17 protein-coding genes are annotated in these 17,255 nt (G+C 50.2%); 5 read left to right on the forward strand and 12 right to left on the reverse strand.

What is annotated here, in order from left to right:
* Positions 1 to 62: 62 nt before the first annotated feature.
* The 5 genes from PEH01S_RS24575 to PEH01S_RS24595 all read right to left on the reverse strand — a co-directional run bounded on the left by PEH01S_RS24575 (position 63) and on the right by PEH01S_RS24595 (position 3,563).
* On the reverse strand, positions 63 to 1,055 hold the full coding sequence (locus tag PEH01S_RS24575) for a beta-ketoacyl-ACP synthase III (protein WP_025851504.1): 993 nt from the start codon (positions 1,053 to 1,055) through the stop codon (positions 63 to 65).
* 2 nt (positions 1,056 to 1,057) lie between these two features.
* Positions 1,058 to 2,053, reverse strand: a complete 996-nt coding sequence (plsX, locus tag PEH01S_RS24580; protein ID WP_025851503.1) for a phosphate acyltransferase PlsX — start codon at positions 2,051 to 2,053, stop codon at positions 1,058 to 1,060.
* Positions 2,037 to 2,645 carry a transcription factor FapR gene (fapR, locus tag PEH01S_RS24585; RefSeq protein ID WP_025851502.1) on the reverse strand — a complete coding sequence of 203 codons (609 nt, stop codon included), beginning with the start codon at positions 2,643 to 2,645 and terminating at the stop codon, positions 2,037 to 2,039. The genes plsX and fapR overlap by 17 nt, the downstream gene beginning before the upstream one ends.
* A gap of 176 nt (positions 2,646 to 2,821) precedes the next feature.
* Positions 2,822 to 2,995: a 50S ribosomal protein L32 gene (rpmF, locus tag PEH01S_RS24590; protein WP_010501119.1), complete on the reverse strand. Its 174-nt coding sequence runs from the start codon at positions 2,993 to 2,995 to the stop codon at positions 2,822 to 2,824.
* A gap of 40 nt (positions 2,996 to 3,035) precedes the next feature.
* Positions 3,036 to 3,563: a YceD family protein gene (locus PEH01S_RS24595; RefSeq protein WP_025851501.1), complete on the reverse strand. Its 528-nt coding sequence runs from the start codon at positions 3,561 to 3,563 to the stop codon at positions 3,036 to 3,038.
* A 140-nt stretch (positions 3,564 to 3,703) separates the two neighbouring features.
* On the opposite strand from PEH01S_RS24595, the gene PEH01S_RS24600 reads away from it, so the two are divergent.
* Positions 3,704 to 4,939 carry a nucleotidyltransferase gene (locus PEH01S_RS24600; protein ID WP_127488615.1) on the forward strand — a complete coding sequence of 412 codons (1,236 nt, stop codon included), beginning with the start codon at positions 3,704 to 3,706 and terminating at the stop codon, positions 4,937 to 4,939.
* A gap of 3 nt (positions 4,940 to 4,942) precedes the next feature.
* On the opposite strand, the gene PEH01S_RS24605 is transcribed toward PEH01S_RS24600, so the two are convergent.
* Positions 4,943 to 6,028 (reverse strand): SepM family pheromone-processing serine protease, encoded by a 1,086-nt coding sequence (locus PEH01S_RS24605; RefSeq protein ID WP_025851499.1) that lies wholly within the window; start codon positions 6,026 to 6,028, stop codon positions 4,943 to 4,945.
* 145 nt (positions 6,029 to 6,173) lie between these two features.
* On the opposite strand from PEH01S_RS24605, the gene PEH01S_RS24610 reads away from it, so the two are divergent.
* Positions 6,174 to 7,442 (forward strand): nucleoside recognition domain-containing protein, encoded by a 1,269-nt coding sequence (locus tag PEH01S_RS24610; protein WP_025851497.1) that lies wholly within the window; start codon positions 6,174 to 6,176, stop codon positions 7,440 to 7,442.
* Between the two features lie 14 nt (positions 7,443 to 7,456).
* Here the strand turns inward: PEH01S_RS24610 and coaD are convergent, their stop codons facing one another.
* Positions 7,457 to 7,981 carry a pantetheine-phosphate adenylyltransferase gene (gene coaD, locus PEH01S_RS24615; protein WP_036714840.1) on the reverse strand — a complete coding sequence of 175 codons (525 nt, stop codon included), beginning with the start codon at positions 7,979 to 7,981 and terminating at the stop codon, positions 7,457 to 7,459.
* Between the two features lie 29 nt (positions 7,982 to 8,010).
* Entirely contained in the window at positions 8,011 to 8,580 is a 570-nt protein-coding gene (rsmD, locus tag PEH01S_RS24620; RefSeq protein WP_025851495.1) for a 16S rRNA (guanine(966)-N(2))-methyltransferase RsmD, read from the reverse strand.
* A 1,166-nt stretch (positions 8,581 to 9,746) separates the two neighbouring features.
* Between rsmD and PEH01S_RS24630 the strand changes: the two genes are divergently transcribed.
* Positions 9,747 to 10,055, forward strand: coding sequence for a hypothetical protein (locus PEH01S_RS24630; protein WP_127488617.1), 309 nt, complete (start codon positions 9,747 to 9,749; stop codon positions 10,053 to 10,055).
* A gap of 132 nt (positions 10,056 to 10,187) precedes the next feature.
* On the opposite strand, the gene PEH01S_RS24635 is transcribed toward PEH01S_RS24630, so the two are convergent.
* The gene (locus tag PEH01S_RS24635; protein WP_127488619.1) at positions 10,188 to 10,652 is read right to left on the reverse strand and encodes a hypothetical protein; all 465 of its coding nucleotides are present in this window, start codon (positions 10,650 to 10,652) and stop codon (positions 10,188 to 10,190) included.
* Positions 10,653 to 12,236: 1,584 nt separating this feature from the next.
* Here PEH01S_RS24635 and PEH01S_RS24645 point away from each other — a divergent pair.
* Positions 12,237 to 13,175 (forward strand): hypothetical protein, encoded by a 939-nt coding sequence (locus PEH01S_RS24645; protein ID WP_164828036.1) that lies wholly within the window; start codon positions 12,237 to 12,239, stop codon positions 13,173 to 13,175.
* A 341-nt stretch (positions 13,176 to 13,516) separates the two neighbouring features.
* Here the strand turns inward: PEH01S_RS24645 and PEH01S_RS24650 are convergent, their stop codons facing one another.
* The 3 genes from PEH01S_RS24650 to PEH01S_RS24660 form a co-directional block, all read right to left on the reverse strand.
* A complete protein-coding gene (locus PEH01S_RS24650; protein ID WP_025851489.1) occupies positions 13,517 to 13,777 on the reverse strand; it encodes a YolD-like family protein in 261 nt (86 codons plus the stop codon).
* Between the two features lie 362 nt (positions 13,778 to 14,139).
* Positions 14,140 to 14,340: a hypothetical protein gene (locus tag PEH01S_RS24655; RefSeq protein WP_025851487.1), complete on the reverse strand. Its 201-nt coding sequence runs from the start codon at positions 14,338 to 14,340 to the stop codon at positions 14,140 to 14,142.
* A gap of 350 nt (positions 14,341 to 14,690) precedes the next feature.
* The gene (locus PEH01S_RS24660) at positions 14,691 to 16,037 is read right to left on the reverse strand and encodes a lytic polysaccharide monooxygenase (RefSeq protein ID WP_127488623.1); all 1,347 of its coding nucleotides are present in this window, start codon (positions 16,035 to 16,037) and stop codon (positions 14,691 to 14,693) included.
* Between the two features lie 624 nt (positions 16,038 to 16,661).
* On the opposite strand from PEH01S_RS24660, the gene PEH01S_RS24665 reads away from it, so the two are divergent.
* Positions 16,662 to 16,871: a YrzA family protein gene (locus PEH01S_RS24665; protein WP_127488626.1), complete on the forward strand. Its 210-nt coding sequence runs from the start codon at positions 16,662 to 16,664 to the stop codon at positions 16,869 to 16,871.
* Positions 16,872 to 17,255 lie beyond the last annotated feature (384 nt).

Here is a 17,255-nt window from a genome sequence, read left to right on the forward strand (position 1 = left end):
GGACGAACCGAAACGGCCGGTCCTTCACAAAGCTCTATAGATTGAATTCCTTCATCAGATGTTTACCAAACCAATACGGAAGCGCCCCAAGTCAAGCCCCCGCCGAAGCCGACAAGCACCAGACAATCGCCCACTTTGACCCGTCCGGACTCCGCCGCCTCCGCAAGAGCGATCGGAATCGATCCTGCCGACACATTGCCGTACTTGTCCAAGTTGATCATGCATTTGTCCTCGCTCAAATTCAGCTTCTGCAGCGCGGACTGAATGATCCGGATATTCGCCTGATGCGGCACGAGCAAATCCACCTCGGACTTGTCGATTCCCGCCTTGCGCAGAGCTTCTTCCGCAGCGCTTCCCATAATGCGGACCGCGAATTTGAATACCTCGCTGCCGGCCATGAAGATGAAATGCTGCTTGCCTTCCAGACTCTGCGGCGATGCCGGGCAGCGGGAGCCGCCGGCGGCAACATTCAGCAGCGGGCCGCCTGCGCCGTCTGCGCCAAGCTCGAACGATTTAAATCCGCGGCCTTCCGGTACGGTGCCGAGCACGACTGCGCCTGCACCGTCACCGAACAAAATGCATGTATTCCGGTCAGTGTAGTCCGTAATTTTAGACAAGCATTCCGCCCCGACGACAAGCGCATATTTATAGGTTCCGGTGGCGATGAAATTCGCGGCGTTGGCCAAGCTGTAGATAAATCCCGAGCAAGCCGCCGACAGATCGAAGGCGGCCGCTTTCTTGGCTCCCAGCTTGTCCTGCAAAATACATGCCGTCGATGGAAACGCCATATCCGGGGTAACGGTCGCGACGATAATTAAATCGATCTCCTCCGGCGCGATGCCCGCGTTCTGCAGGGCGATCTTCGACGCTTCATAAGCCAAGTCCGACGACGCTTGCTCCGCGGAAGCGATGCGGCGTTCGCGGATGCCGGTACGGGTGACGATCCATTCGTCGTTTGTGTCCACCATTTGTTCCAGCTCGAAATTGGTCAGTACCTTTTCGGGCACATATTTCCCCGTTCCGAGAATGCCTACAGGCTTTAAGCTGCTATTCATAACTACTCGCTCCCGTTGCTAATTTCCGCAGAAATGCTGCGGACCAAATCGTTTTTCAAAGCGACCCGGGCCTGACGTACCGCGTTCTTAAAAGCTACGCCATTGGACGAGCCGTGGCTTTTGAGCACCAGACCGTTAATGCCGAGCAGAGGCGCTGCGCCATGCTCGGCGTAATCCATTTTTTTGCGGAATTGGCTGAGGCCTTTCTTGACCGCCGCAGCCGCAAGCTTAGTATACCACGTGCGCATAAATTGTTCTTTTAAGACGGAAAAGATGACCGAGGCCGCCCCTTCCATCGATTTAAGCATAATATTCCCCGCGAATCCGTCGCATACGATGACGTCGCAAGGCTTCCGGAGCACGTCGCGCGATTCCACGTTGCCTATGAAGCGGATCGGCGCCTGCTCAAGCAGCGGAAAAGCCGCCTTCGTCAGCTCGTTGCCTTTCATCGCTTCCGTCCCCACGTTAAGGAGACCGACGCGCGGCTCGGCCACTCCGTGGACTTTGCTCCGGTACAAGCTGCCCATGATGGCGTACTGTACCAGATGCTCCGCCGTCGCGTCCATATTCGCCCCGAGGTCGAGCGCAAGAATGCCTTCCCCGTCCACCGTCGGCAGCATCGGCGCAAGCGCCGGGCGCTCGATCCCTTTGATTCGGCCGACAACCAGGAGTCCCGTCGTCATCAGCGCTCCCGTATTGCCAGCCGATATCATGGCGCCTACTTCCTGTTCCTTCACCATACGGCCGGCGACGACCATCGAAGCGTCTTTTTTGCGCCGCACCGCTTTAACCGGTTCGTCGTCTGCTTCGATCGTCTCGCTCGCATGCTTCAACTCCAGATTCGCAAGCTTCTTGCCTTGAAGGAGCGGCTCCAGCACACTTGTATCTCCAACCAGTACAATCGTCGTATCCGGCCATTCTTCGGCCGCCGCGATCGCGCCATCCACCGCCGCCTGCGGCGCATGGTCTCCGCCCATCGCGTCAATCGCTATCCGCATGAAGCTCTCCTCCTTCATGCCGATCTTTGCTCGCATGATAAATGATGAAATTTCCTTGGAATACCATTTCGTCTCCGACGTATGTAAAAACTTCGACCTTCGCCTTGCCTTTGGAGATCGAACGGACATAAGCCTTGGCGATGCACTTCTCCTGCAGCCGGACCGGCCGCACGAAGCGGATGTCCGCTGCGGCGGTTAGCGCCACTTTATCGTTGATCAGCGCAACGGCCAAGGAATTGGCCTGAGAAAATATATGATGACCCCGGGCAATCTTCGTCCGGGAGAACACATGCTCTTCTCGAATTTCGAACATAGAAATGCCGCTTTTGTCGAGCTGCAGATCAATGACATCCCCGATGACTTCATGCAGCGGAAGCGAGCGCACCTGATCGTACGATTGCTCCGCCATCAGCTTCATCCGCTCCCGCAGCTCGGGAATGCCGAGCTCGAGCCGGTCCAGACGGATCGTCTGGATGCTGACTTGAAACAGCTTCGTCAGCTCTTCATCCGTAATAAACGGATTTTCTTCGATCGCTTTGGCCAACTGCTGCTGGCGCTGTCGTTTCGGAAGGCGTTCGATAACGAGCACCACCTTTTAGCTTAAACTAGGGAGTTCCCCACCTGATGCCTATGACTTGTCACTATCTCTTATGACCAAGTTCCAAAGCAAAGTATACTGGATTCTGTTTGAAAAGGGAAGCGCAAGCAGACAAAAAAAATAGCACTGCACCTGAAGGTGGAGTACTATCTCTTTTGTCTGCAGGAAGATTATTGGCTAATAATCTCTCTTTTCTTGTATTGACCGCAAACCTTGCAAACCCGGTGAGCCAATTTCAATTCACCGCAATTGTCACACTTTACCATGCCCGGTACTTCCAATTTAAAATGAGTACGACGCTTGTCGCGGCGTGTCTTGGATGTTCTCCTTTGAGGTACTGCCATATTTCCCACCTCCTTCAACGAATTCAGCCTGCGTTCCTGGTTACGATCGGTCTTTAAAAAAATCCGCAAGTCCGGCCAAACGCGGGTCCACCTTCTCCGTCTTGCATTCGCAAGCCTTCTCGTTCCGGTTCGTTCCGCACACGGGACACAGTCCTTGACAATCTTCACTGCACAGCGGGATGAACGGCAGCGCCATCAGGACGCTTTCCGCCAAATAGGGCTTCAGCTCAAACCGGTCTTCGGAGACATACAGCACGTCTTCCTCGTCCTGGTCCTCATCCTCGGACTCTTCGAGCTCTTGCGCTTCGCCCTTCACAAACGTTTCATGAAACGGAATCGTCAAATGCTGTCCGACCGGGGACAAGCAGCGCGAGCACGATTGCTCCACGTCGATGTCCAGTTCGCCGGTGACTTCGGCCGTGCCGGCCTTGTCCCGAGCTTCCAAACGCACCTGCAGCGGGCCGTACCCGAGCAGACTTCCGGACTTCGGCAGAATGCCTGTCAAATCTTCCGTGCCTTCGATCCGGATCGTGCCTTTGGATGCCAAATCTTTCAAATGTATAAACATGAGTATCACCCCAAACAAACAAAGATTATTATATCGACTTCGGTTCCGTTTTGTCAACATTTTCAGTTCATGCTATAGTGATTAAACATAATTGCGATTGGCAAAAGAAGCTGAAACCCTGAACAGGAGGAATCGTACGCATGTCAACCGTCGGCCTCGTTGTGGAATATAATCCGCTGCATAACGGTCACTACTATCATTACCAACAATCGAAAAAGGTAACGGGAGCGGACAGCGCGGTTTGTGTCATGAGCGGAAACTTTCTCCAGCGCGGGGAACCGGCGGTCGTGAACAAGTGGGCGCGGACCGAAATGGCGCTCCGCATGGGAGCCGACCTCGTCCTGGAGCTGCCCGTCGCCTACAGCGCTCAGCCGGCGGAATGGTTCGCCTTCGGCGCCGTTTCCGCGCTCGACGCTACCGGAGTCGTCGACAGCCTCTGCTTCGGCAGCGAGAGCGGCGATATCGGCTGGCTCGAAGCGGCAGCCGATGTCCTGCAGGACGAGCCGGCTTCGCTGCGGGAGCGGCTGCAGCAGGAGCTGAAAGCCGGGGTACCGTTTCCGGCCGCCTACAGCCGCGCCGTAGCGCAGCTTGTGCCGGGCGCGGACGAAAGCGAGCTCGCCAAACCGAATAATACGCTCGGACTGCATTATCTGATCGCCTTGCGGCGGCTTCGAAGCGGCATCCGGCCGCAAACGATTGCAAGGACGAAAGCCGAATACAATCAGACGGACATTACGGACGGGCGGATTGCAAGCGCTACCGCTCTGCGCAAGCTGATCTTCGAGGAACGCGCTTTGCACGGCCTTCGCCCTTATGTGCCTGCGGCGACGCTGGATATTTTGGAGCGGGAATGGCAGGCCGGACGCGCGCCGGTCGATTGGGAGCGCTTTGCACGGCCACTGCTGCTGCAGCTTATGCACCATACCCCGGAGCAGCTGGCGGCGTTTCACGAGGTAACGGAAGGGCTGGAGCACCGCATCCGGCAGGCGTTGACCGGGACGGCCGCTCCCGATGAAGGCTGTATCGCTTCGCTGCTGGACCGGCTTAAGACCAAGCGCTATACGCGGACCAAGCTGCAGCGCACTTTGCTGCGCATTTTGCTGAATCACACGAAGGAAGAGCTCGCTGCCGAAACGCTGGGACGAGGTGTGCCGTACCTGCGCGTGCTTGGCTTCCGTCCGAAAGGAAGGGAGCTGCTCCGACGAATGAAAAAAACGGCGAAGGTGCCGGTCGTTACCAAAGTAACGGACACGCTTTCGCCGCTGCTGGCAATGGATATTCGCGCTACCTCTGTCTATGCGCTCGGATATGAAACGCCCGCTCCGCGCGACTGGTTCGCGGATTACTACGAGCCGCCGGTTGTTGTGGCGGATTAATTCCTAACTTCCCGTTTTCTCCGGCAGCTTCGCCAAATAGTCCAAAGCCTCGTCCATCGTGGCGACCGGAACGACTTTCATTTTGGTCCCCAGCTCCTCGGCACGTTTCTTCGCATCCGAATAATTGGGGATCGTCTGTCCGTTCGGAGCCTTATAGTCTGCGGGGCTGAAAAAGATTTCGGCTCCCGCCCGATCAGCCGCAACGATTTTATGCTGAATGCCCCCGATGACGCCGACATGTCCGTCCGGATCGATCTCTCCGGTTCCGGCCACCTTATAGCCTTTGGTAATATCCCCTGGCGTCAGCCGGTTATAGATTTCCAGCGAAAACATCAGGCCCGCCGACGGCCCTCCAATGTCTCCCGCTTGAATGGTTACCTGCTGCTCCTCCGATTCGGCTTTCACACTGTGCATTTCGGCCAATACGACTCCGAGCCCGACCCGCGAAGCTGCGGATGCGGCGTCTGCCGGTTGGGCGCTTGGATCGGCAGGCAGCGTGGCCAAAGCTATATCCTCCGTCCGGATCACGCCTTTGCGCTTGTAGCTGACCGAGACGGTCTCTCCCGCTTTTTTACCTTGGACGCCGCCCCGCACCTCCTCCATGGTTTGAATCGGTTTGTCTCCGATTTTCACGATGGTGTCACCTGCCTGAAGCACGTCATGCGCCGGAACATCCGGATACACCTGCTGGATGACGATGCCGTCCTTGCTGATATGGTAAGGAATTTTCAGCCGGTTATACACCGCCTGGATCGCATCCGCCTGCGAGGTGAGCATAACTACTTCCTGACGCTGCGAATATTCCGCCTCGGTCTCGTTGTTGCGGAGCAAATCCCGCTTCAGACGCAGCTCTTCGTAAGGCCGAACGTAAGACATCAAATAGCCGAATACGGTCGCGTCGGCCACCTGCACCGTAGTCAGCATAAACTTGCCTTTTTCCTCCGAAGCTTGCTTGGCGTGAACCATCGGGTGAATGTCCTCGGCCGTCCCCGGTTTAAAAATATACAGGGGCAAAGGCATAAAATAAACAACGTACAAAAGCGCTATCGCTATAAAAACCGAAAAAACGACGCGTGACGCGCGTTTCATGTGTCGGGCCTCTCCCATTGATAGCTGTCCCCCCCAGCCGTTCGCAAATGTTGTATCTCTATAGGTAGCGTACGCCTGCCAGGTCTATTCCATGCGGACAAAGCGTAAACATGTACCACTAACCCAAGCTGGAGTGATGATTCGGATGCAACGGTTACAGGTTCTCTTCTCCCCGCGCTTTACAACGCTGCTGCTCGGCGCCGCGGCGCTTGCTCTCGTCGTCAGCATCATCGCCTTTCCCGACGAAGCGTTCCGCTCCTCGCTCCAGGGGCTGCAGCTCTGGTGGAAGCTGGTCTTCCCGGCCCTTCTGCCCTTTCTAATCGCAACCGAGCTGCTTCGCGGAATGGGCGTGCTGCACGGACTTGGCGTACTGCTCGAGCCGCTGCTGCGCCTTTTATTCAAGCTCCCGGGAGTCGCAGGCTGGATCGTGGCGCTCGGTTTCACTGCAGGCATGCCCGCCGGTGCCGCAGCGGTAGGGCAGCTTCGTAAGGACGGCACGCTGACCCGCGACGAAGGAGAACGTCTGCTCTCCGCTTCCCACCTGCTTAGCCCGGTATTCCTCGTGAGCGTGGTCGGCGTCGGCTTCCTGCAAAGCGCGACCGCCGGACTTGCGCTTGCGGTCATCCATTATGCCTCTACGCTGCTCTTGGCCCTGCTTCACCGTTTTCGCAGCATCCCTGGACCTCATCCATTGCCGAAAACGAAATCGCGGGACAAGGCGGGCGCAGGGTGGCTTGGCCGGAGCTTCGACGCATTTCAAAACGCCCGGACGCGCGACGGCCGGACGTTCGGGAAGCTGCTGGGAGATTCGGTGACATCAAGCGTTCAGCAGCTATTTCTGATCGGCGGGTGCATGATGATGTTCTCCGTGCTGCTTCATGCCGTCTCGCTTTCCGGACTCATCTCCGCGGCCGCTTCCCTTGCCTCCGCACTCGGCCTGAACCGCGACAACGCTCTGATGCTCGCCCAAGCGCTGCTGGCCGGCTTCTTCGAACCGCATCTGGGAGCATACGCATTGTCGCAATATACGGAAGCCGCTTCGTCGGCCTTGCCGTATGCGCTGCTCAGCCTGCTGCTCTCATGGGGAGGCTTGTCCACGCACGCCCAGGTCAAAAGCTTGACTGCGGTTTCCGATTTGCGCTATCTGCGCTTTCTGCGCTCCCGGCTTGAGCATGGCGGAATCGCTTTTGTGCTCACCTGCTTAGCCTGGAAGCCGCTCACCGATTCGTTCGACGGAGAGCAGCCCGTACTAGCGCATTATACCGCAGTCCGCAGCGGCTGGTCCTTCGAGCGCGACAGCCTGTGGCCTCTTGTCAGTCCGATGATGCTGCAGTTCGGCACGATGCTGCTTGTCCTGCTCGTGCTTTCGGTCTTTGCCGCTTTTCTCTTCCAGCGCCGCCGCCATCAGCGGTAAGCATTCGTTTTGAGCTACAAGCTTCCGCTGCCGTATTTGCCGCGCAGCGCCTGCTCCACTTCCGGAGGAACCAGATCGGCCACGGGCCCATGGAAGCGGGCGATTTCTTTCACAATGCTGGAGCTTAAATACGAGTATTTCGGCGTAGACGTCATAAAGAACGTCTCAATATCTTCACAAAGCTTGCGGTTGGTAGACGCCAGCTGCAGCTCGTATTCGAAATCGGAGACCGCGCGCAACCCTCTGACGATGAGGTGCGCGTTTTTTTTCTTCATATAATTAATGAGCAGATCCCGGAAGCTGTCGATTTCGACGTTCGGCAAATCTCTGGTCACCTGCCACAGCAGCTCCGTCCGCTCCTCCACCGAAAACAGCGGATTTTTGCTCGTATTGTTGAGCACGGCGACGATCAGCTTGTCAAACACCTTGGCCGCGCGGTGAATAATATCCAGATGCCCGTTCGTCACCGGGTCAAAGCTGCCGGGATACACGGCTACCCGCAGCCCGGGTTGATCGCCAATCTCGATAATTGGATTCATTGGTACAGTCAGCTCCCTTATAGTCGAGTTTAAGTCTCTTTACCCTCGGAGCGGGTACGGTAAATCGTAATGGCCGTATCCCCATACTCGGCCCGTCGCAGCCACTCGAGCTCCCCGAAGTCCCCCTCATGGCGGTCCTCGGCGTCATGCTCGACGACGATCCGCGCTCCGTCCGCCAGCAAGCCGCCCCGCTGCAGCTCCTCCAACAGCTCTCCGATTACTTTCAGCTTATACGGCGGGTCCAAAAATACCAGATCAAAACGCGCTTCCCGCTTGGAAAGCGCTTTGAGCGCGCGCATCGCATCATTGCGGTACACTTCGGCCCGTTCTGTCAACCCGGTCGCCTGAAGATTGTGGCGAATCGTGTCGATGGCTTTTTTGTCCACGTCCGTGAGCACGGCACGGTCCATCCCCCGACTCAACGCTTCGATACTGAGCCCGCCGGTGCCCGCAAATAAATCCAGCACTTGTCCGCCTTCGAAATAAGGGCCGATCATGCTGAATACCGCTTCTTTCACTTTGTCCGTCGTGGGCCGGGTCCCCATGCCCGGAACCGCCTTCAGCGGCCGCCCTTTGGCACTTCCCGATATGACTCTCATGCTGTATAGCCTTCTTTCCGCCAACTTAATATTGATATCGTATCATAAACGCAATCTTTTGCACAAAAAATCCAAAAAAATTTTGTCAGCGGATGTATATCTTTCTGCAAAAAGGATCATCCTTATATCATCGACATCCGAAAATGTCGTAGACAACCGCGGAGAAGGCTTACGTTCCCCATAAGCTCTTCGTCCGGTTTCTCCTCTCCCATGAAAGGGGCTCGTCGTGAGACGGGCCCCGATTTTATGGGTACAGTATAAAATAATGCTTTATTTAAAAGAAATTTTATATGTAACAGTAAAAATTAAAGCACTATAACAGGTATGTTTTTCGAACACTTATAGACCATTTGTAGACCAAATTTTTTTCCTTTATTATAAACATAGATCTCAGATATACATCTGGTGATCGTTACCTCGATTGTGTTTGACCAAGACATTCGTAGCCGTCCGAAAAGCTCGAGCTGGTCTTCCTCGGTCAGCTTTAAAAATACCTGTTTACCTGCATCCTTATTTGCATTCATTTTTCCATCCTCCAAAAAAAGAAAATTCGTTTGCATTATATGCGAACAGAAAGCGAACAAACAATAACAATATCTTCCTTCTGAAATATTTTTATTGAAATGAAAAAAGCGCCACGTTTTTTGCTGGCGCTTTTTTCGTCTGGTTAATGCTTATCCCTTTTAGCTGTTCATCTGTGCTTCAATGGGTATACGATTAAAATCACCCCGATCCAGAACGGGCCGAAGCCTCCTGACACAAGCTGCCGGGATGGTCGCGGATATCCGCCTCACGGCCGCCGCGCAGCGTGCCGTTTTATAGATGGCCCTTGATAATTGGAGAAATTATGTGCGATTTGGAAAGTCTTATCATTATAGTAGAGAAGCTTAGAGCCGAATTGAACGAGGCCAATCAGAGATTAGACGATGCCTTGAATGAATCTATGAAAAACCACCCACCGGCCGAAGCTAGTGGGGGTAATAGATAAAAAGTAGCAACCATACCTTATTATTTCCATGTAAGCTCTACTAATTCTTTACCTTCTGTAAACTTTACAAAAAAATCCCGGTTAGTACTGTTAATTGGTTCGCCGTTCTTCATTGCTGCGGCCCACATTTTTTATATCTTTTCCCTACTTCAGCTGTAAATTCATACGAGTTACTTGGGTGATCCTTTACATCCACCACTACGTCATTGCCTCTAAGAATTCTGAACCAGCATTTTTCCGCGCCTTTATGCGCTTTAACTGTGACCGTTACTTCTTGTGTTTGGTTTGCGAAGAAGTCGTTAGATTCGAGACGTTTGAATTTGCAGACGGCACCTGCTCTGCAGCATATGCGGCTGGAACAATGGAACTAATAGCTTATGCTGAAAGTAAAGCTAACCACAAAAAACAGCCTGCTCCTGTGTTTTCGGACACGATCGGGACATTTGGGCGTGAAGAAGTACCAAAGGATAATTACAGATTAATATAATTTTTGTTATTTTTTTAGTATTTTTATAGCACACCCTCCCGCATATTAGACAGCTCGTCCGCGAGTCATACCACCCCGGGGGCGGTAATATCAAGGGCGATTATTAGTGATGGTCGACCTATCTCGTAGTATTCATTCGACCTCATAAAATTGGATGTCGATCTTGACATCGGATGTTCCAGAGTAGTACATGACATTTGTTATTTCGAGACGATAATACGTTCGTTCAGTCCCAAAAGAATCACTATTAAATCCATTTCCCCCAACCGAATAATCTTTTATCAGTACATCATTTCCATCCTTGTTCATGTAAAGCTTATAATTTAAAAATGGAACACCACCGAATAATCCCTGTTGTTTCACTTCGAATCTTATCGGATTGTCTCCACCAGGATATAACCCGATAAATTTTTTAGTTTCCCACGGTTTAAGAATATAACTCCCGCTAGGATCACTGGCGGTTGAAAAGTTATTGCTTGTCTCAAGTTTTTTATCGGCGAAACTTGCCGGAACATTCCCTTCCGCAGCACTAACTGGTACTGCAAAAGTCAAGCATGCAAGTGCTGAAATCATACAAACCTTTTTCAAAATTTTCACTTTAATCACTCCTAAATCATAATAAATTCAATTTACAGTAAAACAATAACATATAATTACTTATAATGGAATCATTGGAATATAAACATTAATATTTTTTTAGAAAATAATCTTTCATTATCATCCGTTTATTGCAAAACCTGCTCTGATGCCTTCCACAGCTCATTCGCCAGCCAATAAATACAATCGGCCTGCTGCTCGTATGCTGCGGCCGTGGTGTTATCTCTGGCCTGTTCCGCTTCGATCAAAACCTACAGGCAGAAGCTCCCGGGATGGTTGCGGATATCCGCTACGAGGGAACAGCACGGCGTCACGATACAAAAGAGTCCCCGACCAGTTTTCTGTCTGGTTAGGACTCTTTTCGTCTTTAGCAACAAAACTCCTACTTCCACCCCAAGAAATTCACATCGGTTGTCCAGCGGCTCCCTTTAATTTAGAAGATTGAAAACTGGGAATATAAAGGATCGCTCTAGGTTATATGAGCTGACCATGAGCCCACTCGTCCGGATCACCTTGAGGGTAGAAAATATTAATACGACCCTTTTTTATATCTCTTCCGGTATCGCCAGCAAAAGCGTTAAACGCCTCCCACTTTCCATTGTATGGTTTTATAGCCCCGGAAACACGAACTTTTTATCCAAGTTTAATATATTTTGGATCTACAGCAATGTCACCTGCCTTTGAATTTCCCAAATCCTTGTAAAAAACGGTTGCTGGTAAAGCAACACACAAAGTAAACACCACCAAACTTGTGATTATCTTGCTTTTCCCATGGTTATTGAGATTCCCCTTTCTCAGGATAAGATGGAGGCAAAAAAAGAATGAACCCGGAATTCTTTTCAAACTAGACGACAACCATTTTGATGAATGTTTTAATACTCTAGTAATCGGCCGATTAATACCAATATATTGTTATATTAATATATATATTTTAATATTTTTATATATTCATTCAATAGAGTTATCAAACGTCGACTCCCTGCTTGCCGTTGCATAGATAACAGTATTAACCAAGCCAACTCTGCTCCGGTCATCTCCCGCGTATATTCTTTCTCGGCCCAAGTATAGTCCGTGATAAGCCCCTTCTTGTAAAGACCGTTCAGTGCGTCACCGAGTCATTCCAATTTCCAATCATTCTCAAATAAGAGGAGTTTTTGCCACGTAGTTTTCATCTTCCTTCAACTAAACTGTACTGTAACAGTTTTGATCATATAGGATTCTTGTCCTCTCACATAAAAGGGGCTCGTCGTGAGAGGGGCCCCGATTTTATGGGTACAGCATCTGAAAGGCCCTTTTAAATCAATGTTTTTATATATAACAGTTACTTTGAAAAAAGTAGTACAGATTGATTTTTTTACGAATGTCCACCAATGATTCAGATTAAATTAACAATACTTCGTTATTCCCAATATCAGAAATCTACGCCGAGTACATCAGTAAACTCAAATAGTTCCTAGCCCTCCTTTGCATTTTTACGAGCTTTGAGATCCTTGATGAACGTTTTTGAACCCCGATAATATGTATAAGCCTGTAACCTCAAAGTACACACTACCCTCATTAACAATTAGGGGAGGTATTAGTTCGGTGACTATTGTTCCATTTGAGGAGATTTGGCACGCAGATATGAATAATGGAAACGGTCTCCTTCCATTGATTAAAGGGGTAAGTGATGATGAAAAAAATGAACAACAAGGTTACGTAATTGTAAACCAAAATCCTTTTCCTAGAGGACAAAAAAGAGAGCGCAGTCAGACACGTCAAGTCAATGTTTTAGAGGAAGTTCATATTCCAGATAAGAAGTTAGAATCTTACAGTTTGTTTAAGAAACTTCATGACAACTACGACTGGCGCAGGAATAAAAATGACGAAACACCGCAAGCTGAGTTGGATGAAGTAAACGAATTCCTTAATTTTGCAATTAAAACAGCGCCTATGAAGATTGCCCGAGATTTCGCAATTGACAAAGGGAAAATTAGCAGTACATCATCCGATGAGGCATGGATCAATGAACTCAAGTCTATTTGGTTTAATCAATACAGAAGAAACAGCACTTCGGCTTTTGAACATGTTTTTATTGGTGAGCAAGGTGAGGAAGGCTCTCTTTCAGGCCACCACTCTTGGTACCATTATCACATCAATGATGGGCCCTTCGAAGTGACTCATCAGGAAGATAAGATTAGATTTTTGGAGGAGGTTGAAGTAATAACTTCTGAAAAGAGCAGAAAAGCCGAGATAATCACAATAAAATATATTTATTCGGCTAGTGATGAGAACGGTAGAACTGATTTGATGAAAAGTAAAGGCGGTTTTTTCGTAGGCTTGAGTACAGAAGGTTTACTTGCAATGGGTACTGTAGGATTTCTTGATCCTAAACAAAGAGCAGCGATTCCATTTGTTCTAAATGGCGAAAACTATTCGATGACTGTATGGAAAACTCAAGATAATCGACAGGATCCTCGGACTTTTTTCCCGAAATTCGCAAAGCAATCACAAAGAGAGCGTGAGCCTCATCCCGTTTTTTAGATTTAATATCTAAAAGGGCAGCATATCCTTCCTTCCCTTTATTTAAATATTGAAAATCCCACTAATTGCTTCCCCTCCAATGAAGGAAGCAAGGCATAACGAAGCCAATTCATCACCAGAAGCTTCAAAAAATTTAATCAAGAAAGTACTTAGTTCTTTTTGTTTTTGTTGCAGCGAACGTCATCAGTCTTATCTCGGCGGTTTGCCGGCCGACCCATTTAGCGGGTTCTCTAGTTTGGCACGGCATTTATTGCTGCCCCTTCCTTCCATTGATCGGATTGTTGAGGATCTTTCTTTGATCGGGAAGTCTTCGCCGCTTTATAAATGAAAAAGCCCAAGGATCAATCCTTTAGGCTCTCCACTTTCATGATATCCAAATAAGGAACCTTCAGCGTATCGCCGCAGCTCTCGATATGTACCTGCCGGGTTCTCGGATCCATGTTGATGATCCGCCCCCGCACCTGCTCGTCCATTCCCCATACGGTCAAGAAAATCTCGGCTCCCTCTTCTTGAGCTACAAACAATTGGTTCCCCAGCTCCTCCAATTCAAATTCGTCTCTTGCCGGGCGATATTTCTTGCTTAACGTCGGTATGCCTATCATGATTTCCATCTCCTTTCTAATTCATTTCAATCTATTGCTTTTTTTAGCGCGGCGCCCTTTGCTCCAAGCCTTGGATGACCCGAAGCTCGTCCCTGCGAACTTCTACGTAACCATCCTTGACGAGGCACAAAACAATTTTTCGCAGTTGCTCCACCGTGCGTCCGGATAACCATGAAATCCTCTTGACATCAGGCCTTACCCACGCTGTTTGGTATAGATTCCACAGAAATCGAAGCACTTTCTGTTCCACTTCGGTCATCAACGAATTCCACCCCGATCACGTCAGCGAGCTCCATTGACTCGTCATTTACTCCTTAAATCCACATCGACGATTTGATTCTTTTTTCCTTCAGTGCTTGAGCTTAAGATACCCTTGAGGACACGGAAACCATTTTCACAGCTAAAATATTTTCGATCCTAATCACCCGCAGCGCTTGCCGTTGATGACAAAAGGCTTTGACGATACCGTTCTCAACCTTCAAGACCTCAATCCTCCGCTGCTTGGTCTTATTGTCGATATCCAAATAAATAATTTCAATAATATGGCCAATATATCTTTCCATCACATTCGCCTCCAAATGAGAACATTTGTTTGTATTATATACGAACAAAATGCGAACAGGCAATAGTCCATTTGTTTTATCCTGCATCATGCAGCACTCAATGTGAGACACATCGGAGAGGAGATAATGGAGTCACGAAATAGGGCATGTTCGCAAAACAGGTAACAAGACCCAATTTATAGCAAGTAATCAGATGAAGCAAATCGCCGATGCGGGGAAGCCCTCCGTTTTTGCTTCCGGGTCCGCATTGCTCATAATACCTTTAAGTTAACTAGGTCTTCCAAATGAAAAAGGGACAGCCCGTCAGAAGTGATTCCGACAAACTATCCCCGTGAAGAAAAATTTTCCGATTACTTCAACAACCACAGCGAAGCTGCATTAGGCGGCTCCCAGCCGACCAGCGAGGTGTGGGCCTGGCGGCACTCGTACGTTTTGCCGTTGTAAGTAACAAGCGTGCCTACCGTGTAGGCTACATTCGGCGCCCATGCGGATACCGCCGGGCCGGTAGCCGTTTTGGCATTTACGGCATTGCTGTCGGCCGATACGTTGCCGGCGGCGTCAACGGCGCGGACCGTGAACGAATAGGACGTATCGGGCGTCAGCCCCGTAACGGTATATTCGAGCGTCGTCCCCGAAACCGTAGTCACTAAAGCGGTTCCACGATACACCCGGTAGCCCGTCACTCCGACATTATCCGTCGATGCGCTCCACATCAGATGAACGCTGGAGGAAGTCGGAGTACCCATCACATGCAAGCCGGTCGGAGCCGTTGGCGCCTCGTTGTCTACGGGTACGGCATGTGTCGTAACCGTGACGGCGTTGCTCGCGCCGGAGGCGTTGCCTGCGGCATCTTCGGCGCGAACCGTAAACGTATAGGACGTATTCGAGGTCAGCCCCGTGACGTTGTAATTTAAAGTCGAGCCGGAGACGGCCGCAATCGGCGTCGAACCGTTATACACTTTGTAGCCGGACACTCCGACGTTATCGCTCGATGCGTTCCATGCCAGCGATACGCTCGTGGCTGTAAGGTTGGAAGCGCTTAAGCTCGTCGGTGCAGTGGGAGGTTGCGTATCCGCAGAATCTCCACCGAAATTTACGTCGAGAACATTATAGAAAGCATTAGCCGTGTCGGCAATTTCCCAAACGGCCAGAATAACTTGATAGCCAGTCCGGCTTGGAACGTTGCACGTATCGGAATAAGTGTACGGAGGCTTCTTTCCGCCGTAGTCTACCGAGCAGAACGGCGTGAGGTCGAACGAAGCCCGGCTGAGCGGGGCGTTCTGATCCCAGTTTTGTTTGGTGATGTAATACTTCCAGCTGGACGTGGCGTGAGGCGCAGTCAGTTTCCAAGTAAACGTTTTCGTACCTGCCGTCATCGGGACCTTAGCCCAACGTGTAGCCGATTGTTGGTCAAGCTCCGGAAAAGCTCCGCCTGCGCTGGCGATTTTGCCGTCGGCCGGTCCGGCCTGCGGAAACCCTTTAGGCGCTTCCAAGCTTTGCGGTTCATAAATAATCGCTCCGCAGTTCTTGTTTTGCCCCAGCTTACACAAATAAGCGCGGCTGCCGGGCGAATCGATATAACCGTGGGCAAAAGCCCGGTCCGAGAAAAGCAGCATAATGACGGCCATCAGCAGCATCATGCCGCTGGCAACGAGCAGTTTGGATAGAGCATGGTGGGGTAAACGAAGCTGTGTCATCTATTGTTACCTCCTTATTTTTGGGGTCGGTAAGGACACGACGATGATTCATTTCCCTTTCACTAGTTCACGATCGTCAGCTCGATCAAACCTCCTCTTCATCTAAAATACAATTGTGAACCCATGCAGAAGCTCTTGTCAGTAGTGCATATCCTCCTTTCTGCTCCATGTTCTATATAAACTCATAAAGAGTCTATATATGCCGATATTCCGTGAGTGTCAAAAATGAGCGTTCTTGCTGCCGGTAGAATTAAAAGAGTCGGATAGAGGAAGGGACACTTGGCGCATGTTCTCCGTGTCCAATAGCTTTCGAGCTGTATGATGCCATGTGGGGAGCTTGATGTAAGCGATTGCGTTAATATGATCGCATTGCCGAAGAGATTATTGCAGACTATGTAATCCACTAATAGTACTTGGAATTATATGAATAGTAAATATATAGTAATAATAATATATCGCTTTAAAAATTACAATATAGTCCATGATTTAACATGAAATTACTTATCTCCACAAATTCAACAAACGAGAACGACATGCTCAAGTTCTAACGACCTACAGTTGCAATCAAGGACAGAGCTTGGTAGATTTATTTTAAGCCAAACTATGAGCCGGGAGCGAATGACGATGAGTTTTACTTTAGACAAAATCGAGAACAAAATTGAATTTTTCGAAGCCTACGATGCGAAAACGCTCGAAGCCAAAATCGACGCGCAAATCGAAAATAACAAAGCGCTGCTGCTGGATGTTTTCTCGATCAGCCATCAAGTGGTGTTCGACCCGAATGCGGGGAAAATGCTGTACAGCGCCGTCGTTCATTTTAAAGCGAAAATATAACGAATTCCGCCAAAAAAGCTTCATGCACACAAAAGCCATCGGCCCATCCGGCCGATGGCTAAAATTTATATAAACAACGCGATGCCGGCCATGACGAGCCTGTACCAGCCGATCATCGAGAGCCACAGCGGGACGCTGAACAGCACCCCGAACATGATTCCTACAGAGAATCTTCCTTCCATAAGCCGCACCTCCATCATTGTCCCTTGCGCCCAAGAGCTGCTGTGATGATAAGGCAAGCATAACAAAGTTATGTTTGGAATCTTTTAGGTCCTTGTTAGATTTCGATGAGCTTTTTGAACTAAGACAAACGAAACCTACAACTATTTACCCATTTTTGTCCGAAAGCAAACCCGCTGACAAAAAAAAGACCCGTGCGCTGCG

Source organism: Paenibacillus ehimensis NBRC 15659 (assembly GCF_004000785.1).
Classification (GTDB): domain Bacteria; phylum Bacillota; class Bacilli; order Paenibacillales; family NBRC-103111; genus Paenibacillus_G; species Paenibacillus_G ehimensis.